This is a genomic window from Microcoleus sp. T3_A4, from assembly GCF_036700465.1.
In the GTDB taxonomy this organism is placed as follows: domain Bacteria; phylum Cyanobacteriota; class Cyanobacteriia; order Cyanobacteriales; family Microcoleaceae; genus Microcoleus.
The window spans coordinates 184,890-207,947 of sequence record NZ_JAUBOY010000004.1; the positions used below are offsets into that span (position 1 = coordinate 184,890).

Consider the following 23,058-nt stretch of genomic DNA (forward strand, 5'->3'; position numbering starts at 1 on the left):
CGCACTACTTTACCATAAAAAATCTGCCTACCAAACTTTCTGGCACCGGAATCGGATTTGTCAAAGCCGCTGCTGTGCACAAAAATATATCTAAAACTTACCGAAATTACCCATTTCTGATGCTAAAATCCAAAAATGAAAAAATTAACCATAACTGAAGCAGCCAAAATTAAAGGTGTGAGTGCTTCCACCTTACGCAGGTGGGAAGCCGAAGGCAAGCTAATACCGGAACGCACCGCTAACGGTCACAGACGCTATGACCTAGCTCATCTTCTGGGCTTAAAACGCGAGGGCGCTTTAACCGTTGCTTACGCTCGGGTTAGCAGTCACAACCGAAAAGATGATTTAGACAGACAAAAACAAGTTTTGGAATTGTTTTGTGCATCTCAGGGGTGGCAATTCCAAATCATTGAGGATATAGGTTCTGGGGTTAATTACAGTAAGGGGGGTTTACAACATCTAATTCGGGCGATCGCAGACAATCAAGTAGAAAGGTTGGTATTAACTCACAAAGACAGACTGCTGAGATTTGGTTCTGAACTAATTTTTAATTTGTGCGAACACTTTGGGACAGAGGTAGTGATTATAAATCAAACCGAAAATACTAGCTGTGACGAGGATTTAGCTAAAGATATATTAGAAATAATCACTGTTGTCTCCGCCCGCCTTAATGGCAGCGGGAATCCCAAGAACAAGCGCATCGTTGAAGAACTTAAAGCAATTGCCGGTAAACTATAATCAATACACCAGCTTGCAAAGTTCGTTAGTTACAGATTCTCAATTACCAATTACCGACGCACATCTCATGCAATCGGAAACTACTATATGTAAGGCTTTGCATAATAGCGGCATGATTTTGATTTTTTTGTCAGATGGGATCTGGTAGCCCAAAGGCGTGTATTTTCACAGCAGGCGGGACACCCCACAATAATAATCCTCAAATTGTGCAACGTCATATGTCAGCCATTAAAGGTCAACTAAAAATAAAATTATGCCCGCGTTCGCATCGAAGATTGAAACACGAGCACAACGATAGACAGCCATAACTTAGCAGCTATTTCAGATTGTGGTTTTTCTGAATAAAGGCGTGAATTAGCTGATAAATAGCTAATGTAGGACACGAAAGCTGAATTGGTCGATCTCTTTGCACGCTCTACAGTTTGGTAGTCTTGCCTCCAGAACCCCCACCATAACCGCCGTAGCTGGTCTCACTTCTGTTATCCAAGCTCGTTTCCTTCACAAACCCAGTGTAAGCTTCCATCCCGTGTTCGCCGATATCCAAACCTTCAGCCTCCTCTAAAGCAGAAACGCGGATACCCAGCAAAGCTTTGAGTGCCAGCCAAAAAATCGTACTCAGCAGCACGGTCATCCCACCTACAGAGATAATGCCGACCAACTGCGCCCAGAGTTGACCGAAACCTCCGCCCACAAGCAATCCGGCTGCCGGGCCTGCGGTATAAATTCCCGTTCCAGGCCCGTCAGCAAACAAGCCCACTGCCAGAGTTCCCCAGATGCCGCAGACTAAGTGAACTGAAGTTGCCCCTACAGGGTCGTCAATTTTCAAGTTGTCGAAGAAAGTTACGGCGAAAACTACCAGGATGCCCGCGATCGTGCCGATAATGGCAGAGTTGGGCACGTTGATCCAAGCACAGCTAGCTGTTACCCCGACTAAGCCGGCGAGGATGCCGTTGATAATCATGGAAAGGTCGGGTTTGCCCAGGTACAGCCAAGCAGTAATGGTTGCAGCAATTCCCCCGAAGGCGCCGCCGGTGTTGGTGGTGATCGCAATGTGGGCGATCGCATTTGGATCGACTGCCATTGTCGAACCGGGATTAAACCCGAACCAACCCAACCACAAAATCAAACAGCCTAGGGTGGCAATGCTCATATTGTGCCCCGGCATCGCCACAGTATCGCCGTCGCGGTACTTGCCGATCCGCGGCCCCAACAATGCCGCTCCCATCAAAGCAGCCCAACCGCCTACCGAGTGAACCACTGTCGAACCGGCAAAATCCCAGAAGCCTGAGTCTGCCAGCCAGCCTCCGCCCCAAATCCAGTGTCCGGTAATTGGGTAAGCAATGCCTACTAACAGCAAGCTGAAAATTAAGAATTCAAGGAATTTAATTCGCTCTGCAACGGCTCCCGAAACGATCGTGGCAGCAGTTCCCGCAAAAACTAATTGGAAAAAGAATTTAGCGTTGAGGGGGACTCCCGTCCAGTTTAATGCACTGAAAATGCCTTGATAAGCGTCTCCTGTGGCGGGGCTGTTGTCAGCTACGTTCCACAGGAAAAATCCGCCGCTGGTGCCGATAAAACCGTTGCCGTCGCTGAACATTAAGGCAAAGCCTATCGCCCAATATGCGATCGTAGAAAGCGCAAAAACAATCAAGTTTTTGGACAGCACGTTAACCGCATTTTTTTGGCGACAAAACCCGGTTTCCAACATACCGAAACCGGCGTTCATAAAGAACACTACCATCCCCGCCACCATGACCCACATGGTATCCATGCCCACCTTAAGGCTTGCTAATTGTTCCTCGGTGGTTGGCGTGGCAGGGGTTTGGGCTACCGCCGCATATCCCCACACCAAGACGATGATTGCAGCTAAAGGTATGCAGGCTTGCCAACTTGGAGTGAGGCGGGCGATCGCCCGTGGTAACTTCTTCAACCTGTTGACTTTCGTAAAAAATTTAGCTGCTGGCAAATTTAAAGCCTCCCGCCTGACTTGTTTCGACTTTTTCTTTCCGACAGTCATTTTAATCACTTTTACCCTCTTTACGGCTAGTAAGCTCAGCAATATTCGGAAAACTTTCCAATCTTACTACAAAAGTTTATGGATTATTTGTTGAGATTGAGATAGTTATGATAGCCTAGCTCTTCTAGTTGATTTTGTTTTTTCAGTACAGATTCGGACAAAGTTTTGCGGTAATGCAAAACTCGCTCTAGCAATTCTGGCTGATGAGCTGCCAGTATCTGAACTGCCAGCAAGCCAGCATTCTTAGCGTTGCCGATCCCCACTGTTGCTACGGGTATCCCGGCTGGCATTTGCACGATCGAATACAGCGAATCTACCCCTTGCAGGTGGCGGCTAGGTACAGGCACCCCAATTACGGGCAAGGGGGTTAAAGATGCTACCATACCCGGAAGGTGCGCCGCTCCCCCTGCTCCTGCGATAATGACTTTCAAGCCTCGTTGGTGCGCGGTTTGGGCGTATTCCACCATGCGATCGGGGGTGCGGTGCGCCGAGACGATCGCCACGGCGCAAGCAACGTTGAATTCTTCGCAAACTGCGATCGCATCTTTCATGGTTGGCAAATCCGAATCGCTACCCATGATAATTCCAACTGTCGCTTGATTCATAAAATTTTCCGATTTGAGATTTCAGATAAATGCTAATTTTAAATGATTGCGTTAACTCAAATTTAAATATTTTGTACCAAAACTGACCCTTAAAAGCAATTTTGCCACAAGCCCCCGTCTGAGCAGCCATGGAGCCAGCAAAAAGCAAAAAGCTCCCCATCCTCATCGCCAGCCACCGGATTTATCCGTAGCGAATATTAAATCTAAAATCTAAAATCTAAAATCGGATGACTGAAGCCACAACCCCAACTGCCACACCCACAGATATTCTCAATGCTCGCCTCCCCGGTTGCAAGGATTTGCAGATGCTTGCTGTTGACGAAAGGGGAATCATTCAAGAAGTTTTGCCGATGGACGCCATATTTAAACGGATTTGTCCTCCCCATTTGCACGTGCTTGATGTAGCAGGCGATTGGCTTTCTCTGGGCGGTGTTGACTTGCAGATTAACGGGGCCCTCGGTTTTGCTTTTCCCGATTTAGAAAGCAAGCATATTGAAATTTTGCCGAAAATTTGTCAATTTTTGTGGAATCAGGGAGTGGATGCTTTTTTGCCGACTTTGGTGACAACTTCGGTGGATAAGTTTAGGCGATCGCTCTCGACTATAGCTGATTATATCCGCACTGTACAAACTACTGTTGCCACAACCAATAAAGCCAAAACAGCGGAAATTATCGGCGTTCACCTCGAAGGCCCTTTTCTCAACCCCCAGAAGCGAGGCGCTCACCCAGTTGAGTTTTTGCTACCGCTAACTATAGAAAATGTCAAGCAAGTTTTAGGAGATTGTGCCGATATTGTCAAAATAATTACTTTAGCGCCGGAGTTAGACAGCACTGGTGAAGTCATTTCCTATTTGCAAAGTTTGGGAATTTCCGTCAGTCTTGGACACTCCCAAGCGACGGCAGAGCAAGCTCAACAAGCATTTGAGCGGGGAGCTTCAATGGTAACTCACGCTTTTAATGCGATGCCGAGTTTGCACCACCGAGAACCGGGTTTGTTGGGAGCGGCGATTGTTTATCCGGGCGTAAAATGCGGTTTAATTGCTGACGGGAAGCACGTTTCTCCGACAATGATTGATTTTTTGCTACGCGCTGGTAGGTATCAAAAAGGCGTTTTTTTAGTGAGCGATGCTTTGGCTCCCCTGGGCTTGCCTGACGGTGTTTATCCTTGGGATTCCCGACAAATTGAAGTCAGAAAAGGTACAGCTTGGGTAAGATTAGATTATCACTCGGCCCTGGAATGTGCTACTTTGGCAGGTACTACTCTGCCGCTGTTGGCGGGAGTGCAGAATTTGGTGGAGTGGGGAATTTGCGATGCCGAAAGTGCGATCGCCTTGGCAACTGAATCTCCGAGAAGGGCGATCGGAATTTCGGGAATTACTGGCAAATCGGCAAGTCAATTGTTGCGCTGGAATTTAAATGCTGCGACAAAGCAATTGACTTGGCATCGGTTATTTTAACCTGTTATACCATTTTAAATTAAAGAATTTCAGAAGTGGGAATGTGCGAACTGGTATTACCCGATCGATTTGAGATTTTAGATGTGCCGTTTTAATCTAAAATCTCAAATCGCCAATCTAAAATCGGTTGTTGCAAGTTGCACATTTTCCGAACCGGATTGCTATATAATATCTAACCGTTGGCAATAAATCAGCAGCAGGCAGATCGATGAATTTGGTAGACGACAAGACTATAGTTAGACAGTATTTTAACTCGACGGGATTCGATCGCTGGCAGCGAATTTACGGCGAGGGCAAAGTCAATAAAGTTCAGCTAGACATCCGCACCGGGCATCAGCAAACGGTGGATACAGTCATCAAATGGCTGCAAGCTGACGGCAATTTGCCTGGGCTTTGTGTCTGCGATGCTGGCTGCGGTGTAGGCTCTCTGAGCATTCCTCTGGCTGACGCTGGGGCAATTGTTTGCGCTAGCGATATCTCTGAAAAGATGGTAGCAGAAGCTTATGATCGATCGACAGCAGTTCCCGGCAAGCTCTACAACATCTCCTTCGCCGCCCAAGATTTGGAAGCTTTAACCGGCAAATTCCACACAGTGATTTGTTTGGATGTGCTAATCCACTATCCTCAAAATAAGGCTGCAGAAATGATCGCTCACCTAAGTTCGATCGCCGAATCTCGACTAATTCTTAGTTTTGCACCCAAAACCTTAGCACTCACCGCCCTCAAAAAAATTGGTGAACTTTTCCCCGGCCCGAGCAAAACTACCCGGGCTTACCAGCACCGCGAAGCTGATATTATCAAAATCCTAGAAAACAATGGTTTTGTTATTAACAGAACAGCGATGACTAGCACTAGCTTTTACTATTCTCGCTTGTTGGAAGCTGTGCGGAAATAGGTTAAAAATATCTACAAGAAAGCTAATTTCTCATCAGCCTAGGGTGCGCCTAGCGCACCTTCCCTTACCAAAGTTAGGCAAGTGAATTTCCATACTCTGCGATTGATTCGCTCCCGCTGGCAATGACAAAGACGGCACGCAGCGCGCACCTTCGATATCAACAATTAGATGTTTTTTCCTCTTCCTTCTTCCTTCTTCCATCGGACTGACATCCGTTACATCCGTTACATCCCGTACATTGCTCGTTGCCGAACTTCCTTCTTCCCAATTCAATAAATATTATGTCAACGCTAATTTTAATTCGTATTTTTATAGCAGTCGCAGCGGTATTCGGAGGTTTATCCGTTGCAGGCGGTGCTTTCGCCTCCCACGCTTTGAAAAATCAATTGAGCGATCGAGCTTTAACAATTTTTGAGACCGGCGCCCGATATCAAATGTACCATGCCCTGGCTCTATTACTCGTCGCTTTACTCTTGAGCCGCGCCCAAGAGTCTCAAACCTTTTTTGCAGTCGCTGGATGGGCTTTTATTGCCGGCAATATCATATTTTCAGGCAGTTTGTACGCCCTAAGTTTGAGCGACATCAAATGGCTGGGTGCAATTACGCCACTGGGGGGAGTTGCTTTTATTGTTGGTTGGGGATGTTTGGCAGTCGCAGCTTGGAGTTTTAAATAGAGATGGGCAATTCCCAATGCCAAATCCCTCCGCGAGAGTTCCGCTTTTTGACCCCATGCCTTATGCCCTATGCCCTATGCCCAATACCCTAATTATCAAACACATCCCTGGAAAACATCTCTGTCAAAGTACGCAAGTAAGGTACAAATACCGTTAAATCTTCAGCAGGAAGCCGATCGCATATTTCCCAAAATAAAATCAGCAGCATATCCTGCACTAACTCCCAACTTACATGAAGTTTCGGATACAACATCACGCAAATTGGAAACAATTCTTGCTGTACCGGGCGAATACTACCTTCCAAAACGCACCAGCACAAATAGCTTTGAAAAATCTCGACATCACGGATACCAGAAATTTTTACCTCTCGATCGCTCAAATAGCCGCTGCTGCTGCGGTATCCTTGATGCTGAGCACTAGCTCGATCGTACACTGCACTAGCAATCTGAGTCGTGTGCTGCAACAAATGCTGAACGGCTAATAGAGCTCTTGAATTCGGGGGCTGATTCGCCGCAGCCTCGTTAATCTCTCCGTAGGGAATGTGCAGGTAGTCGTCTACAACTTTTAAGTAGGGCGCAAATTCCGCTCGCTCTGACTCCGAAAGACATCCTAACAAGATTTTGCTAGTGTATTGAAACTCAATTGTCACAAATCCCAGCACTAACGGATCAGTCTTTGAATATTTTCGCCTCACTTTGATAATATCTTTTCCCACCAGGACTGACAAGCGGAAAACAGGTTCTCTATCTGCATAAGCGTCTATTGCTTTCTTATATAAGGTGCGAGAATCGGCGGCCATTTCTAAAGAATTAATTAAACTTGGATCGATCGCGTGCCGCTCTATTTGTTTCCCTAAAAGAGCTTCTACTCTACTCCAAGCTATCTCGCTGGCTAATTTCAGGGTATCTGTCAATTTGTCAACTATTGGGGCTCTATTTCCCTCAAAAGTAGTTAAATCGAGGCTTGGGAGAATTTGGCGTGGCGCTTGGTTCTCTCGTGCCGCAACTGTACTGTAATATTTTTTTGCCCAGCTAACTGCGAAGGAAGAAACGCTGACACCTTTAGCTTTTGGGAGTTTGTCAGTGTCCAGTCCGATAATACCTTGGGGCGCCTGACTTGCGCCCTGTTGAAGTTGGTCGGCTGCTGGTAAAGATTTTGAAGATATTTGTGAAATACCCGTCATGATAAACCTCGTTTTTTTATTAAGTCGCACCCGATCGATTCCCCTAATTTTTAACGTTGTTAACTACAATTTTCTGCATTTGTACGTTGACAGTCATCAGCCATTACGCTTAAAGCTATAAGCCATTTCGCTCGACTGCCTGCATCTTTTATAAGTTGCACGTTAATAACGTTATTTATTGTGCGATCGATCACCATCATTCTGTGATCGCGATCCTAATTTATTTTTTTGACCTATAAAGAGGACTGGAAATAAATTTAATTTGTCTTAAAATCTAATAACTAAAGTCAAGTCTGCCTCAAAAAAACTGCTGCTTGAAATACTTTATCTTTGTTGTGGAGCGCTTTGGTTGATCGCCCTAATTTCTTAATGAAGCTAGGCTACAGCACGATCTAGCGATGACTTTGGTTAATTTATTTCTATAGGTCAATTAGAAATGTATTTTGAGCCTGACGATTGTTATGAAACCCCAATAAATTTAACGCTCGGTTTTTCTAAATAAAAAATTAAATTTGAGATGAGAATCAGATTTATGTGCATTTAGTTAATGCCATTGCCAGGGCAGTTTTTTGTGATCAGTTGTTTAGCTTCCCCGTGAAGCGAAGCTATCCCGTAGGGAATCGCCCGCAATTGATCGTCGTCCATTCGATCGACCACCTACCCTTCAAAACCGGAATTAGCGAGTGACTCCCCCGGTAGCGGGCACATTTTGCCAAATCCGGCGGGTTCGAGTCCTCTGTCGGAGGCGGAAGCCTGTCCCGACAACGAGAGGATTAGGTTGATGCGGCCCCCACCGGCGATCAATCCTCACAAACAGCACGGCCAGTACGTCTTTAAGGCTATGGCTTCGGGTAGGATTAGTAGGACGAGAGGAAGTGGATAAAGTCAGTAACTCAGGGCTAAAGCCACTGAGCTTGTAAGAGAGAGCTCTCGCAAGCTGTACTGACCAGCCTAAGTCTTCACTGACTACGTTATTTAGGTCATAACACCGGAGAATACGTCGCTAGTTTTCCGCTCTGTTGTTTACAGTTAAACAGTCTTAAAGTCACTGAGACAGTGCTGTAAGCGTGACAAGCCTTCATAACATTGGCGAAGCGAACTTTACCCCGAAAGGGAGATTGAGGCAACCATACCTCACTGGAGAGGTTGATTAAATTCCCTCTCCAACCCCGAAAGGGGATTCAAGGCGATTGAAATCGCCGCGCCGTTTTCCTCTCAGGGCTAAAGCCGCTGAGTTTCCCACTTACCGAGTTTTTTTATGAGCGCTAGCAGCAATTCAACTGAAATTAAGTTCGGAACCGATGGGTGGCGAGGACTGATTGCCCATGACTTTACTTTTGCCAACGTGCGAAAAGTCACCCGGGCGATCGCCAGTTACCTAGAAACCGCTTACACCAAAGACCGCCCAGTTCTAGTCTCCTACGATACCCGCTTTCTGGCAGACGAGTTCGCCCGCACCTCGGCGGAAGTATTGGCAGATTTGGGATGGACAGTGAAAGTGGTCGATCGAGATTGCCCCACACCAGTCATCGCCTACAGCGCCAAGCATCTCAACTCCGCAGGGGCCCTGATGTTCACGGCTTCGCACAATCCCGCACCTTACTGCGGCATCAAATACATCCCCGACTACGCCGGCCCGGCTACCCCGGAAATTACTGATACAATTGTGGCAAATATTGCTGGTGCTTCTGATGCCCCAGCCAAAGGCAGCCACAACGATAAAATCTCCACTTTTGACCCGAAACCCGAATATCTGAAGTTTCTTTATACTTTGATCGATGTGGAGCGGATTCGCTCTGCTAAGTTGAAGGTGAAGTACGACGCTCTCTACTCGACTTCTCGCGGCTATCTCGACGGCGTTTTGGAACACTGCGGCTGCGAGGTCGAAAGTTTTCACACCTACCGCGACGTGCTGTTTGGCGGCGGAATGCCCGAACCCAAGGGCGAACAGTTGGTTGAGTTAGTGGAAGCTGTTAAGAAGGATGCGGCGGATTTGGGTTTAGCTACCGATGGCGACAGCGATCGCTTTGGTATTGTTGACGAGTTGGGAAATGTCTTGACTCCAAATACTGTACTGTTGCTGCTGGCCCGTCACTTGGTTAAGAATAAAGGATTGACTGGGGCGATCGTTCGTACAGTCGCAACTACCCACTTGCTGGACAATTTGGCCGCCAAGTACGGTTTAACAATCTACGAAACCGCAGTCGGTTTTAAATACATCGGCGAAAAAATGCGGGAAACTGCGGTGCTCATCGGTGGCGAAGAATCTGGCGGTTTGAGCGTTTTGGGTCACATTCCCGAAAAAGACGGGATTTTGGCTGATATGCTAGTGGCTGAGGCGATCGCCTATGAAGGCAAACCGCTTTCTCAGCTAGTCGAAGAAGCCATTAAAGAAGCCGACGGCCCCCTGTACAACAAACGTTTGGACTTGCACCTAGAAGAAGCCCACAAAGCAGCCGTTTTGGAATCTTTTACCAAGAATCCCCCCACAGAAGTAGCAGGTATCGGCGTTAAGGAAATCGGCCGCAAAGACGGAATTAAACTTTATCTTGAAGACGGTGGCTGGGTACTGCTGCGGCCTTCGGGAACCGAACCCTTGATGCGCGTTTACATGGAAACCAATTCTGTGGAAAAAGAAAGCCAAGTTGCCCAACACATGGAAAAGGTAATTTCCCAGTTAGAACCTGTTTAATTTTCTACCTATTCCAACGGGGGTTTTTTCCCTAGCGTTTGGGATTGTGAGGTGCGCTTGGCGCACCTTACGTATTTTTGATAACTGCTGGGTCAGTTATATATTTGCAATACACTTGGATTTGTTTAAGTTTGGGAAGTGTCAATTTGTTTATGTTTGTTAAATTTTTAATTAATTAAAAAAATCCTCTCTTTTTCCGCATCTACTTGACTTTTCCCCTAATTGTATTGTAGAGTATTATATAATGGGATGTTTGCCAAAATAAAAATTTTACACGTATTTAAATTATAAAACAACTATACAATTTAAATTATTAGCCTGTCAACCGGTTTATGAAAACAATTCCTCTGCTCGCCATTAGTTTTTTAGTAGCAATTTTAGTAAGCGCGATCGGCATTGTTTCAGTGCAGAACGCTGCCCCCGTATCCTTAAACTTTATCTTTTTTCAATCGATACAAATGCCCGTAGGAGTAGTATTGGCAATGAGCCTGAGTGCAGGACTTATCGGAGGTGCGCTACTGCAACCGCTGTGGAACCTTTCAGATTCCCAAAACTCGCGTCCTAAATTTCAGGCAAATCCAGAAGAATCCGACACCGTACAATATTAAATAGATTTTATCCCTTAGAGGGAATATACCTGACCGTCAATCAGCAATCGAGTAATTCCCTTAGCTCGCAAATAAGGTGCTGCTTTTTGCAGCATACTGCTGTCAGGAATCTTGAAAACTCTTTGATTGCGAGTAGCAAATCGGCGGGCCACTCGGTGATTGTCAAACACTGCCAGGGTTTTCTCGCGAATTTCCGCCGCCGGAATTTGACCGAGTTCGCCAAAAGCTTTTAGAGGTCTAGTGATTAACTCTGCCGCCCGATCGACCACCAAATAACAAATTTTGGGCAGAGATGCTTCGCTTAAAGGCAAAACTTGAATTAGTCCTGTACCCCGAAGCTCGATCAACTCGCCCGACGATAGTGAACCGAGGAGACTGCCTTCAGACAGAGAGTCTTCATTTTCTACATCTTCGTCGAAGTCGTCATCTAAATCGTCTTCATCCTCATCCTCATCCTCGTCGTCGTCCTCGAAATCGCTAAAGTCTTCACCTGCCAGCAGCCCTTCTGCTGGCAGCATTGCCTTTAGTTCACCAGTCACAACAGCGCGGTGGCTGCGATCGGCAAGATTGGCTGCTGGGGCATCTGGCACATCAGAAACATCTAAATCAGACTCTACATTGCCTCGAATTTCTGGTTCTGCAACTGGTTCAGGGACTGAGTTAGAACGCTTTCGGATTGTCGGTCTCGAATTTGAGGCTGACGGCAGGACAGGGACTGACTCCGACAGGGGGACAGCTACAGGATCGGTTTCGCCATCATCTGCCGACGACTCAGTAGTCGCCTCTGTCGGTTCAGAAACACTGCTGCGATCGGACAAACGCTTTTGTTTTTGCTGCACTAGAAATTCGTATTCCGGCTCCGACAAAGCCCCCTGAATGATGCGCCTCACAGTAGAACTGCTCACTCCGTAGCGCTTTGCCAGAGTGATAGTATTCTCGTTTGACTGTCGGTACAGCCTGATGAGTTCGCGTTTGTCTGAATCGGAGAGTTTTGTAGGCGTCATGCCAAGTTTCCCAGCAAAAAGACTTGAAAAGACGCAGGCTAGCAGTCAGCGAACTGTGATTTTTCATCTTCGATTTCAAGCTCAGAGATGCCGACAAGGGCAAAGAAGCTTTCGCGTCCCCATCGCTTGCCAAAGCAACCCCAATCTCCAATCGCTACGCTGCGCGACGACTGCGCCTGCTCTGACGAGAGCGGGTTGAGATGTCATGTTCCAAGATAGCTCCAATCCCAAACAGGATGGCGCTGAAAACAAAAAAGACTTCCAGCAAACTGCCGCTTTGATAACTACCCTCAGCCTGAGTATCGCGCCATTTAAAGTACATATCTGCGATGTAAAGCGAAAAAGTTGCAGCCGCAATCATTCTCCAAGATTGGGAAAAACGTCCTCCCCAAAACGCCAGCAGCAATGCAGTAGCAATAATCAGGAGAAAAACATCCCCAACGATGTAAAACAAATTGATTGCGTTTTTGTGAGGCGCCAGTTGCTTGTCAAGTGCCATCACCCATGCGGGAGCTTTGATTTCTGCTTCTTCTTCTTCGGGTGCTGATGCAGCATCGGTCGCGGCTGCTTTTGCCTGTAACTTAGACGAATTTTCCAAAGCAGGCGCTCTTCCTGTGGCAGCGGTTGCTGGTGCAGATGTCACTACTTCTTCTTGAGTGGCTGCCGGAGCCATTCCTAGCTGGGCCCTCCAAGAGTCAGGTGCAGCAACCCAAATAGCTACAGCTATCCCGAAGGCTGCAATTCCCGCTAACAAAGCCCACTGCCAAATTTCTAGATTCAGCCGCTTGGAAGTCACAGCTACAACCATGCCCCCGATCAGTACCACATAGCTGGCCAGATAAAACGCATCTGCTGGAGACACGTCCGGGTCTAACCCGAAATAGAGTTCCCAAATCCCGAACAGCACGCCGGCTATGAAATAGAACAGCATCCCCAGACCTATGCCCAGCCAGACGTTGCGCCCGCTGACCATGTGGGGGCTTTGCCAGTTTCTAAAACAGACTAAAGCCGCTCCCAAGTATGCTCCGCATTCAAAAATATAAGTGCCGATCGAGTACCACAGAGGTAAACCCTCTTCTGCTGAGAGGGGGACGCTGAACAGCAAAAAAAACAGCAGCGCCATGACAGCCCAGACAATGCCTGCAATCACTAGGGTCTGAGCTGACAGTAAAGATGAAGATGTAGATGACTTTTCTGAAGTGCTACTCATAGGGATTCCACGAGACCTAACTAGCGGTTGAACGCACCCCATCTCAATCTTTGATTGTAGATGAGGATTCTTTCGCCAAAAAAACTTAAAAAACCTAGATCTGACGCTTCCGGAATAACTGGCGTCCTCAGTGTGTCGTCGGGACTTTTGCCCTCGTACACTATAGAAAGACTAAGCAAGAATAATCTCTATTTACTAATTCAATAAATTAGTCGTTAGTCGATCTTGTACCCGGAAATATAATGATAGATATACGGTAGATGTCTCCACCATTAAGGTTTTTACAGTACCAAATCTATCTCTGAAATTATACCCTCAAAGGTTGAGGGAGCTGTTTTTTTGCTTTCACTCTTCCCCACTCGTATCAATGATTGTGACTGGGGAGTGCGATCGAAACTGAATTAAATTGCCAGACCATAGGTGGCATCCAAACCGAATCAACAATTTGGTTGTCAATACAAGTTGGCAATCCAACTTGTATATCGCGTACCCCCTACAGTGCAATTATCTAAGCTGAATTATCTGGACCCAATTGTCTGAGAAATTGTCACAGATTTTCTATCCTGCGATCCACAACTTGTTGAGGGCTGATTGTTTCAGCCAATCTAGAAACTGAGTCCGATCCGGTGCTGGCATATCTTGCAGCACATCGCTCACTCCCTCCGCGAAGTCCGTATTGCCAAAATATGATTTGCCCAAGCGGTGGAGTTCTTGCAATAAGGTTTTGAGATGCTGCTCTTGCCAAGGAGGCACCTTGTGAGATTGCAAGGGACTAACGGTTAGCCAGTTTTTTATCGCATCAGGGGAGTCTGCCTGGGGGAAGTTTCCCTGCTGAAATACCTTGGCGATATCTTTCTGAAACGATGTGGCTTGCCTTGCGCCTAAAAGGTCTTCTACATCGAAGTAAACAGCTTGGAGTAGCAGCAGACAAGCCTGCGCGAACAGTGGTGCTTTGGCTGCTTCATTCCCTGCCGGTTCTTCACCGGCAAGCTGATCTAAACGGACTTTTCCCCAGACGCTATATCGATCCGGCTCTTCTAGCAGAACACAGGCTTTGCCTCGGTTGTCGGTTAAGTCCCGCCACAAGGCTCTGGCGTCTTCTGCTTGCTTGCCGTTGAAGGCGCTGATCAGGCGAAAAGTCTGCCCCTGATAATTGAGAATGGGAATTTGTTGATCCCGTTTTGGGTGTTGAAAATTGGTTATTTCAACATCCTGCCGTTTCAGAATAAACATGACACTGCGATTTGACTCCTGTCATGGCCGAGGTGCTGTGCTTTTGACACTCCCGATGCCTAAAGGCGAGGGGATTCTTGATTCAGCGAGTCCACTTAAATTAGCAGGATTGCTCCCGATCACCCAGAGATGGTTCTCTTCTCAAGCGTTCCGATACTTTTTTGCTAACAAATGCTAACAAATATCTAAGCTGAAATTGTCTCTCAGCCTTGGCGTATAAATCAATGCACGAAGGAAAATCCCCCGCGCACAATTTACGACTGCTGTACTGGCAACGCTTGATTTTCTCGCTCGTGCCGAGCAGGCGATTGACTGTTTTGCTTTGATGCCGTAGAGGAAGCTTATATAGAGGCTCCGTACCATCAGGGATTTTCACCTGAGTCTTTCAATCCTAGTTCTACCACATTTTTATCAAATATCAAGTCGAGCATAATGTTAGCCAACATAACTCAAGATCAGCAAATTAGTCATTCTGGCTCAACTCATACCTCAAATCAGGAGACGAGCTCTGGTTTTTCGCTAATGGGGTCAGCGTTTTAGGCTTTGCCACTAGGGGAGGTTAACATAACCAATAGACATCTGGGAAAAAGCACCTGTGACTCTTTTGCTGTCTGAGTTCCGTCTTAATTGGGAGAGATATCCGATCGACCAAATAGTTGGGTTTCAACTCGACCCCTAAATACTTTACGCGAGTTCACGTCCTACCTAGTTTTGATTGTAAATTTACAATTGTGCTGTTTGCAGGTGAGTTCCTCCAGCTTTTGTCAGATACAGTCTTGAAGGCAAAGGCACTCTCATCATCTTGGTTTTTTTCCCGAACCATCGCACTGCACGCCATATTTTTGCACCTCAAAGCGGTTTCTGCGTAAGTCATCACATAATTTACTTGCTCGATCGCACACTGCACCTATAGAATAATGTTGTTAGCGATTTTTGAGTTGGGTGCGTAACTCAGTTGGATAGAGTAGCTGCCTTCTAAGCAGCGAGCCGCAGGTTCAAGTCCTGCCGTACCCGTTAATAAAACCTAATACCATCAATGCTTTGAGCCGTTCTTTACCGAAAAGGAGAGAGTGGCTCAAACCTTATTTGTTGTGCTTTTGTTGTGCATTTGTTTCGCACAACAAATGCGAAACACCGCTTATCTGGGTCAGGTGGTATCCCGGCATCCTGTCGGTAGACACGGGTTAACTCTCCGAACCCAATATTTCCAAGAACGTATCCACGTCTGCCAAGTCCGCTCTGGATTTTTTGCGTCGCGCTTTTAACTGGTTGAGCAAGTCGGCCGCTTCTGGAAAAACTGCGACGGTCGGACCGGAGTTTTTATTTTCCTCCCGCTCGCGCTGCACTTCCTTGAGTTCTTGCTCCAGCATCTGAACCTTCAGTCCCAAATCGCCGTTGCGCTCGTGTAACTGATTCAGTTCCTTGTCCCATTCTGCAAGTTGCTTGTTGGCCGCTTTCTATTCCTACCTGAGCGATTCATCGTTGCCATCGCTAGGGTTTCAGCAGTTTTCTCCTGCCAAGAAAAGAGAGGCTGAGATATTATTTGCTTCGGATTTGTTTTGGATTTCGGGCATCCAAAACAAATCCGAAGCAAAAGCCCCACCTGCCAAACTGGGCGAATCTTCCTGCTTCTGGGCGATCGACACTGCTACCTTTCTGAGTATAGGTTTGACACAGCCGATGTACTATCATAAAAAGTCTATTGTGTCAATAGACTAGATCCTGCGATGTTCAAACACCACCAGCAGCAGGTTGTGGGCCGAGTAGCCCTCAGAGGTTATCCTTAGTAATCAGGCTAGTTTCCGACAGGTTTGGATATGTTCCCAACAACTCTATTTAATGTTCCCCAAAATTTAATGCTATTACTCGACCGCAGCGCGATCGACCGCTTAAAGCCCCTATTGGCGCAAACAACCGGAATGCCTATAGTTGCATCGGAAAATACGGCAACAATTGCGCTCGTATTGGTTGCTCTGGGAATTCTGGGTTGGGGATTTTATCGCGCCAGACCTTTTGGCAAACTGGGAATTTTGGCTTGGTTGCAGTCTGTTGCGCTGATGAGTCCCTGGCTGCTGTTCTTTGGTTTGTTCGCCGCCGGAATTTACCTCAATCTAGTGGCGGTATTGTTGCTGCTAGTGGCATCCACGGGATTGTACATTTATCTGGGCCGGCAATTGCGTAAGGCTGCATCCGATACAGTGCTGCCGCGGCCGGATGCTGCTGAGGTAAAGTCCCAAAGCGATGCTTTCTCTGCCCCTGAGTCGCAGCGACCACCAGGCCCAGAAACCATTAAGATCGTCACCTCGTCGCCTGCGAATAATGAATCAGAAATAATTCCCGTTCCGGTGGAAGACCTCAAGGCAATTAAAGGCATCTTTGGAATTGATACTTTCTTTGCCACAGAAACGATTCCCTATCAAGATGGGGTAATTCTCAAAGGCAATCTCCGAGGAGACCCAGAACAAGTACACTCACGTTTGACGGCAAGTTTGGAAGAAAAATTAAACGATCGCTACCGCCTATTTTTAGTAGAAAATCAGGACGACAAGCCCGTAGTTATTATCTTGCCCAGCACCAACGACCCGCAGCCCACAACAGTGTCTCAAAAAATCCTAGCAGTCGTCCTGCTGCTGGCAACAATTGCTACTAGCTTAGAGACAGGCGGTTTGCTGCTAAGTTTCGATTTCTTTAACTCGCCCGCTAGATATCTAGAAGTTCTGCCAATTGCAGCGGGAATTTGGGCGGTTTTAGGATCTGGGGAAATTGCTCGCCGAGTGCTGGCAAATCGGTACAAGGTTGGCTTGAGTTGGCCGTTTTTTATACCAACTTTGCAGATAGGTTGTTTTGGAGCGATCGACCGTTTTGAGTCGCTGCTGCCCAACCGTAAAGTTTTGTTTGACATCGCTTTTGCCGGGTCAGCCGCTGGGGGAATAGTTTCTCTGCTAATGCTGGTAACGGGTTTGCTGCTGTCTCACCCCGGCAGTTTGTTTCAAATTCCCGCAGAATTTTTCAAGGGCTCGGTTTTGGTGGGAACTTTGGCAAAAGTGGTTTTGGGTTCGGCGTTGCAGCAGCAGATTGTTGACGTTCACCCGCTGGTAGTTATCGGTTGGTTGGGCTTGGTAATAACGGCGATTAATTTGATGCCGGCGGGACAGTTGGACGGCGGTAGAATCGTGCAAGCCATCTACGGTCGGAAAATAGCCAGTCGCACTACTTTGGCGACTTTTGTGGTGCTGGCTATCGTTTCTTTAGTTAATCCTTTGGCTCTGTATTGGGCGATCGTGATTCTGATTTTACAGCGGAATCTGGAGCGGCCGAGCCTCAACGAGCTGACTGAGCCTGACGACGCTCGCGCGGCTTTGGGTTTGCTAGCTTTGTTCTTGATGATTGCTGCGCTGTTGCCGTTGACTCCGGCTTTGGCTGGCCGTCTGGGAATAGGGAATTAGCAGTAGTCGGGCATCTTTGGTAATAGGCTCTTGGGTTGCGGTAAATTAGTGGAATATAGGAATTGAGCGATCGAACTGGTAACTGAAGGGCGATCGGGTTCCTAACTACTAATTTCCCATTAATACCCGCGCCCAGGGCAATTTATCTACTACCAAAAGTTGATTTTTTTACAACCAAAAATTTGTTTAAACTCGATCGATTAAGTTTAAATAAGTTATCTGAGCCTATAGGATACAGTCATGGCTAATCAACTTCCTCCTGTATTGGTAACTTTTGATGCAGATGTTTTAATGACTGGCCGAACCCAAGTTTGGCAAGAATATGCGAAGGTGGGAACTTGCTATATCCCGGAAGTAGTGTACGACGAAATAGATCGTCTGACAGGGCAAGCGGTGGAAAAAGCTCAAGAGCAAGTAGCTAGAGAGTTTATGCGATTTTTTGCCGACAGCGGCTGGATTGCAACTGACGCTCAGGAAACACACCGCGCTCTCGAACCTTCGATCAAAAATCAAAGCAAGCCAGCAATGCTGGTGGTGGCGACGGCTCAGTGCGTTTACGGTTTGGCTCAAGAACACCCGGACGCATTGGTGATTTTTGTGTCCAACAGCCAGCCTCTGCTGAAGCGGCTGGCTTCTGTAGGCGCTACGAATCTCTGCGGGATTACCGGGGCGATGCTGTTAAATTGGGCGAGGAAAGGGGAACGCCCGCCGGCGGCGACTCAGCAATTGCAAAGTTTGATGCGTACCCTCGCCGAACGCAAATCGACTCAGCGCCCTAACAGCAGAATTCAGGATGCTGCTGTTGGCCACACGGGGGCTTCTGCTAGTAAGTTAACGGGAACCCGCGGCGCTTCTGAGCTAAAGTCGCCCAGCAGTTTTACTAAAACTAATAAAACGGGTTTGACTGAGAGCCGCAGTGCGAGTTCGCGGCCCAAAACACCGCGGCGTAATCGCGAGGAGGCGAGAGATTACGAGCCGGCTGTATATCGCATGAAACATATTACACCTCCGAAAAAAAGGGACAGCGGTTTTCTGTCTACTGTGTTCAATTTTTTGGGAGCGTTATTTTTCTTGACGGTAGCGGTAGGTATTTTGTGGCGAGTGTTCGATGTTAGGGGTTTTAGAAAGACTTTTGTGCCGGCTCTACCACAGCCTGTGCAACAATTTGTTAAGTCGATCGACCCTAAATAATCTGGTTTTCTGAAAATTTCACTTTCTGATGTGGCTGATTGGTGCTTTCGGTCATCGTTAATCTTGCACCTTGGGAAACTGGAATAGCACGCTTGGTTCACAAATGAGTTCCCTCCCCTAAATATAGCGGTAAGCGGCTCGTGGCGCACCCTACGGTTAGAATTTCTGGCATTAGTCCGCTGGGAATTTTCAACGGCTACTATCACAACAGAAGGCGAACGCTTCAATTTAGTGCTCTAAAAATTCCTTGCCATGCTGAACGGGAACGAAATAATTAGTGGATTAGCACTGGCTTTTGGGGGTTTTGCGTATGCTTTAGTATTTTTTGTTCTTCTTCCCTTCAGACAGTACGATTATGCAGCACCACTTGGGGCAATAGCAATGGCGATCGCCCTTACTCTAGCAATGAATTGGCTACTATCTGCATCGTTGTTAACTGGCTGGAGTTGGGTGGCTGCATTATTTGGTTTTCAGATAGCCCTCATGTTTTTTGGTAGCGTGTTTCTGGAAGATGGGCTGTACCTGCCAAATTTGTTGTTTTTTGGAACTATGAGCGTAGGATATGCGAGCGTTTATACCAGTTTTTCAAAACAAAAAATACTGGTAATTGTGGGTTTATGTACAGGATTTTTTCTGGCTTCAATGTACTTATTTTTGATTGGTGGCTATGTGAGCAAAGGCAAAAATCCGTTTCAGGGTTCTTCTACTCAGATGCTGCCACTGTTGAATCAAAGGGTAGAAATTATCACCGACAATCCCAAACAATTGTATTTGAATGGCAAAACAGGCGAACTCACGCATATTAACCGTTATGAGGTGACAGTGAAACTAGATTCTGGAGGAGATGAGAGATTGATGTGGCCCTATGTCGATGTTTGGTGGCAGGATATTAAGGCTGCTAGCTAACAGAAATCGCAGTAATTTATATCGTTTCCGGTTGCACCGTCCGTGATAGTCAACAGTCAACAATCATGAGGAGTGCAACCGGAATTGATATCATTCACTATTTAAAGCTGGTGCTGTTCCTTCTACAGGTCGAATAATGACCGATTTATTAGTAGATTGTTGCTGAAAAAGTGCCTTGAGTGCTAATTCAAGATTTTCTGCCATGACGATGCGGTTTTCGTAGGCAGCAATAACTCTGATTAAAGTTGGCAAACTATTGCGTTCGGCTTCTAAGTAAAGAGGTTCCACATACAGTAAAGATTGTTCTATGGGAATTACTAATAAGTTTCCTTGAATGGCTTTGGAACCCTGGCGATTCCAGAGAGATATTTGTTCGGAAATAACCGGATCTTGGTTAATTAAAGCTTCTATTTGTTCCGGGCCGTAAACTAATCGCTGTTTGGGGAACAGATACAGCAGCAATTTTCCGTAATCGCCACCATCCGATCGCCCTGCAATCCAAGCAATTAAATTGTTGCGACTTACTGGTGTAAATGGCAGCAGCAAAATAAATTCTTCTGCTGTTTCCGTTGGCAGCTTCATAATCAAATAATACGGTGCTACGGGCTGCTGTTCGCTGCCATAAATTTCATTGGGAACTCGCCACAAATCCTCTCGATTGTAAAATACTTGCGGGTCTTCCATATGATAAGTTAGCAAGCGTTCGGATTGAATGCTCAACAAATCTATTGGATATCGGATGTGTTTTCGGAGAGCCGGAGGCATTTTGTCAAGGGGTTTGAAGAGCCCTGGAAAGATAGCCATCCAACTGTTAATAATCGGATCGGAGGGATAGGCAACGTAGAAGTCAACAGAGCCGTTGTAGGCATCAATTACTACTTTTACAGAGTTACGGATGTAGTTAAATTCATGCTTTCCTGGGTCAGAATATGGATAGCGATCGCTCGCTGTATAGGCATCGATAATCCAGTAAAGATAGTTGGGAGATTTATCAGTAGCCGAGGGTGAAGGTTTAATCTTGTTGCTAGTTTTATCTGTTTCTTTTTCTATATCATCATGGCTAAGATTGGCGTTGGCTACTACTAAATACGGGTCAGAATCGTAGCGCAAAAAAGGAGCGATCGCCCGGACTCTTTTATTAATATTTCGGCGGTACAGCAATTTAGTTTCTGGGGTAAAATTGCGCGTCAGTGCCATTTGCCAATTTTTGAGATAATTAGCAAACAGCCAGCGCCGCCACAGAGAACCGATGACAATTCCGCCCCTACCGTTGTAAGTATTGTAAACATTTTCTTCGCCACTAGGATAATCGAATTCTTTGACTTTTGTGGGCGTCATCGCGTCTGTATCGGTGATTTCGCCGTAGTAAATTCGCGGGTAGCCGATCGGAATACTGGCCCGAATTCGATCGCTAGTTACTTCCAAAGCAGTCTCTCCTTTCTGGGCTGCAACTCCAATATCTTTGACAAAATAATCGGGTAAACCGCCGACACCGACTCTGTTTACGGGAGAAAGAGTAAAGCCGTAACCGTGAGTGTAAACTAGGTGTTCGTTCACCCAAGTTTGAGCATCGGGGGCAACTGCTGTGTAATCTAATTCCCGCGCTGCCAGAAACACTTGTTGGCTGTCCGAATCTCCCTTTTGCGCTTTTTCATTTTTGATTGTGTAGCGATCGATATCGGCATCAGGAAATGTATAATATGGTCTAATTTGCTGTAACTGTCGGGTCGTTTGCAGCAGCGGTCGCTTGTCCCACAGGCGGATGTTGCTAATAGTAAGTTGATTTTTTTCTAAGTCGGAATAAGTAAGTTTTCCGGCGGGATCGAATGTTTTTATTTCGATTTGGTTGAGGTCAAAGGCTTCTTTAGTAAAGGCTATGCTGCGCTGAATGTACGGCTGTTCTCGTGCTAGTTCGTTGGGTTGAACTATGAGTTTCTGCACAATTTCTGGCAGCAGCCAACCTCCCAAAAAACTTAAAGTTAGCCATGCTAAAAGAATTTTTTTTATGAGTTCATTTTTAATTTTGAATTGGTAAACCTGCCACAGCATCAAAAGTGCGATCGCCCCCGCCAAAATACTCAAAAATCCATAGGAGGGCAGCCGCACCATCACGTCAGCATAATTTGCCCCGTAAGTAACGTCTCCCCGCGCATACAGCAATTCGTAGCGCCCCAACCAGTAGCGCAATGCAATAGCTAGCATGGAAGCTGCACCCAACCCGTACAAGTGCCGCTGCTGCGATCGAGAAAACCCCAAAAAGCTCCCTTGACTCAGGCTATTTCCTGATAGCAAATATGTTAAAGCACAAGATACTAAACTGTACACAAATACAACTGTCAGCCCGAATCCTAGCAAATCTAAGATTGGCAAAATAAATACATAAAAGCTAATATTTTGATTAAAAAGAGGGTCGGTTGTGTTAAAATTAATAGGGTAAAAATATTGCAAAACATTTGTCCACCGAGTAGCGACAATAAGCGCGATCGCCAAACTGAGAAAAAGGGCGATCGCCCGCAGCCAAAAATCAGGCTTAATTACCACAGCTAACATTGTCCCCAGCAGCAAGCCCAACTGCCACCAGCGAGAAAATAGCTGCACTGCTATTTGTTGGATTGACTCAATTCCCAACTGCACCGGCGGCGAAGGTAAATTGTCAGCTATACCGAAATAGTTGATGCTGCTGGCAGCTAACAGCCCGCAGTGAATTAATGTCAAAGTTGCGATCAAGGTCAATCCGAATACTGCCAACAGCAACCAAGAAAAGGTAATTTGGGATTTAGCAACAGGTATTTGGTAATTCTTCCCGGTGTTGTTCGCCCTCAGTGAAGCGAATAGCGCCCCCGGCACCGGCGATTTCATTTCCTCTGCCGAATGTTGCAGGCGGCGGGCTAAAGCCAAATTTCCCAGCAAAAAGACAGAAGAAACAGCAATTGCGATCGTCCCCAGCAACCCTTGAGTTTTCAGCTTTAACAGAAAAACCTGAAGATATCCAACTTCCTGAAACCAGAGAATTTCTGCCGCAATGCGGGAGGCTAATTCAAAAACCAGCCATAGCCCCGCAATCAGTAGGATTATTTGACAAATTCGCCTATTAGTCATTAGTTATTAGTCATTAGTTATTGGTTGAATGATAACTGATATCAGGTTCGAGCAATTTACCCTCCCGAATGATGCTTTGGCCGCAAGGGTTGGAGGCATT

General features: G+C 46.5%; 19 protein-coding genes and 1 tRNA gene. 10 read left to right on the top strand and 10 right to left on the bottom strand.

Features of this window, described 5'->3' with window-relative positions; translation table 11 throughout:
* Nucleotides 1-135: 135 nt before the first annotated feature.
* Nucleotides 136-738: an IS607 family transposase gene (locus QUA07_RS03800; RefSeq protein ID WP_333322771.1), complete on the top strand. Its 603-nt coding sequence runs from the start codon at nt 136-138 to the stop codon at nt 736-738.
* A 415-nt stretch (nt 739-1,153) separates the two neighbouring features.
* Here QUA07_RS03800 and QUA07_RS03805 read toward each other — a convergent pair whose 3' ends face one another.
* The gene (locus QUA07_RS03805; RefSeq protein ID WP_333322773.1) at nt 1,154-2,755 is read right to left on the bottom strand and encodes an ammonium transporter; all 1,602 of its coding nucleotides are present in this window, start codon (nt 2,753-2,755) and stop codon (nt 1,154-1,156) included.
* 83 nt (nt 2,756-2,838) lie between these two features.
* Nucleotides 2,839-3,360, bottom strand: a complete 522-nt coding sequence (gene purE, locus QUA07_RS03810; protein WP_333322775.1) for a 5-(carboxyamino)imidazole ribonucleotide mutase — start codon at nt 3,358-3,360, stop codon at nt 2,839-2,841.
* Nucleotides 3,361-3,587: 227 nt separating this feature from the next.
* Between purE and nagA the strand changes: the two genes are divergently transcribed.
* Nucleotides 3,588-4,817, top strand: a complete 1,230-nt coding sequence (gene nagA, locus QUA07_RS03815) for an N-acetylglucosamine-6-phosphate deacetylase (protein ID WP_333322777.1) — start codon at nt 3,588-3,590, stop codon at nt 4,815-4,817.
* Between the two features lie 208 nt (nt 4,818-5,025).
* Nucleotides 5,026-5,712: a magnesium protoporphyrin IX methyltransferase gene (bchM, locus tag QUA07_RS03820; protein WP_333322779.1), complete on the top strand. Its 687-nt coding sequence runs from the start codon at nt 5,026-5,028 to the stop codon at nt 5,710-5,712.
* Between the two features lie 33 nt (nt 5,713-5,745).
* On the opposite strand, the gene QUA07_RS03825 is transcribed toward bchM, so the two are convergent.
* Nucleotides 5,746-5,985: a hypothetical protein gene (locus QUA07_RS03825; protein ID WP_333322781.1), complete on the bottom strand. Its 240-nt coding sequence runs from the start codon at nt 5,983-5,985 to the stop codon at nt 5,746-5,748.
* An 8-nt stretch (nt 5,986-5,993) separates the two neighbouring features.
* On the opposite strand from QUA07_RS03825, the gene QUA07_RS03830 reads away from it, so the two are divergent.
* Entirely contained in the window at nt 5,994-6,386 is a 393-nt protein-coding gene (locus QUA07_RS03830; protein WP_333322783.1) for a DUF423 domain-containing protein, read from the top strand.
* Nucleotides 6,387-6,474: 88 nt separating this feature from the next.
* On the opposite strand, the gene QUA07_RS03835 is transcribed toward QUA07_RS03830, so the two are convergent.
* Nucleotides 6,475-7,569: a hypothetical protein gene (locus QUA07_RS03835; protein WP_333322785.1), complete on the bottom strand. Its 1,095-nt coding sequence runs from the start codon at nt 7,567-7,569 to the stop codon at nt 6,475-6,477.
* Nucleotides 7,570-8,827: 1,258 nt separating this feature from the next.
* Between QUA07_RS03835 and QUA07_RS03840 the strand changes: the two genes are divergently transcribed.
* Nucleotides 8,828-10,261, top strand: a complete 1,434-nt coding sequence (locus QUA07_RS03840) for a phosphoglucomutase/phosphomannomutase family protein (RefSeq protein ID WP_333322787.1) — start codon at nt 8,828-8,830, stop codon at nt 10,259-10,261.
* 332 nt (nt 10,262-10,593) lie between these two features.
* Nucleotides 10,594-10,869: a LapA family protein gene (locus tag QUA07_RS03845; protein ID WP_333322789.1), complete on the top strand. Its 276-nt coding sequence runs from the start codon at nt 10,594-10,596 to the stop codon at nt 10,867-10,869.
* 14 nt (nt 10,870-10,883) lie between these two features.
* Here the strand turns inward: QUA07_RS03845 and QUA07_RS03850 are convergent, their stop codons facing one another.
* The 3 genes from QUA07_RS03850 to QUA07_RS03860 all read right to left on the bottom strand — a co-directional run bounded on the left by QUA07_RS03850 (nt 10,884) and on the right by QUA07_RS03860 (nt 14,316).
* Nucleotides 10,884-11,873, bottom strand: coding sequence for a hypothetical protein (locus QUA07_RS03850; protein WP_333322791.1), 990 nt, complete (start codon nt 11,871-11,873; stop codon nt 10,884-10,886).
* A 154-nt stretch (nt 11,874-12,027) separates the two neighbouring features.
* Entirely contained in the window at nt 12,028-13,083 is a 1,056-nt protein-coding gene (locus QUA07_RS03855; protein WP_333322793.1) for a hypothetical protein, read from the bottom strand.
* 558 nt (nt 13,084-13,641) lie between these two features.
* Complete coding sequence (locus QUA07_RS03860; protein WP_333322795.1) at nt 13,642-14,316, bottom strand: Npun_F0813 family protein; 675 nt, start codon at nt 14,314-14,316, stop codon at nt 13,642-13,644.
* Nucleotides 14,317-15,256: 940 nt separating this feature from the next.
* Between QUA07_RS03860 and QUA07_RS03865 the strand changes: the two genes are divergently transcribed.
* Nucleotides 15,257-15,330, top strand: a tRNA-Arg gene (locus QUA07_RS03865).
* Nucleotides 15,331-15,500: 170 nt separating this feature from the next.
* Here QUA07_RS03865 and QUA07_RS03870 read toward each other — a convergent pair.
* Together QUA07_RS03870 and QUA07_RS03875 are read right to left on the bottom strand one after the other, a co-directional pair.
* Nucleotides 15,501-15,686, bottom strand: coding sequence for a hypothetical protein (locus QUA07_RS03870; RefSeq protein WP_333322797.1), 186 nt, complete (start codon nt 15,684-15,686; stop codon nt 15,501-15,503).
* Nucleotides 15,687-15,815: 129 nt separating this feature from the next.
* Nucleotides 15,816-15,962, bottom strand: a complete 147-nt coding sequence (locus QUA07_RS03875) for a hypothetical protein (protein WP_333322798.1) — start codon at nt 15,960-15,962, stop codon at nt 15,816-15,818.
* A gap of 171 nt (nt 15,963-16,133) precedes the next feature.
* On the opposite strand from QUA07_RS03875, the gene QUA07_RS03880 reads away from it, so the two are divergent.
* From QUA07_RS03880 to QUA07_RS03890, 3 genes are all read left to right on the top strand, one after another.
* On the top strand, nt 16,134-17,762 hold the full coding sequence (locus QUA07_RS03880) for a site-2 protease family protein (protein ID WP_333322799.1): 1,629 nt from the start codon (nt 16,134-16,136) through the stop codon (nt 17,760-17,762).
* A 240-nt stretch (nt 17,763-18,002) separates the two neighbouring features.
* Nucleotides 18,003-18,953: a hypothetical protein gene (locus QUA07_RS03885; protein ID WP_333083531.1), complete on the top strand. Its 951-nt coding sequence runs from the start codon at nt 18,003-18,005 to the stop codon at nt 18,951-18,953.
* A gap of 252 nt (nt 18,954-19,205) precedes the next feature.
* The gene (locus QUA07_RS03890) at nt 19,206-19,859 is read left to right on the top strand and encodes a hypothetical protein (protein WP_333322801.1); all 654 of its coding nucleotides are present in this window, start codon (nt 19,206-19,208) and stop codon (nt 19,857-19,859) included.
* A 90-nt stretch (nt 19,860-19,949) separates the two neighbouring features.
* Here QUA07_RS03890 and QUA07_RS03895 read toward each other — a convergent pair whose 3' ends face one another.
* The gene (locus tag QUA07_RS03895) at nt 19,950-22,958 is read right to left on the bottom strand and encodes a UPF0182 family protein (RefSeq protein ID WP_333322802.1); all 3,009 of its coding nucleotides are present in this window, start codon (nt 22,956-22,958) and stop codon (nt 19,950-19,952) included.
* Between the last annotated feature and the right edge of the window lie 100 nt (nt 22,959-23,058).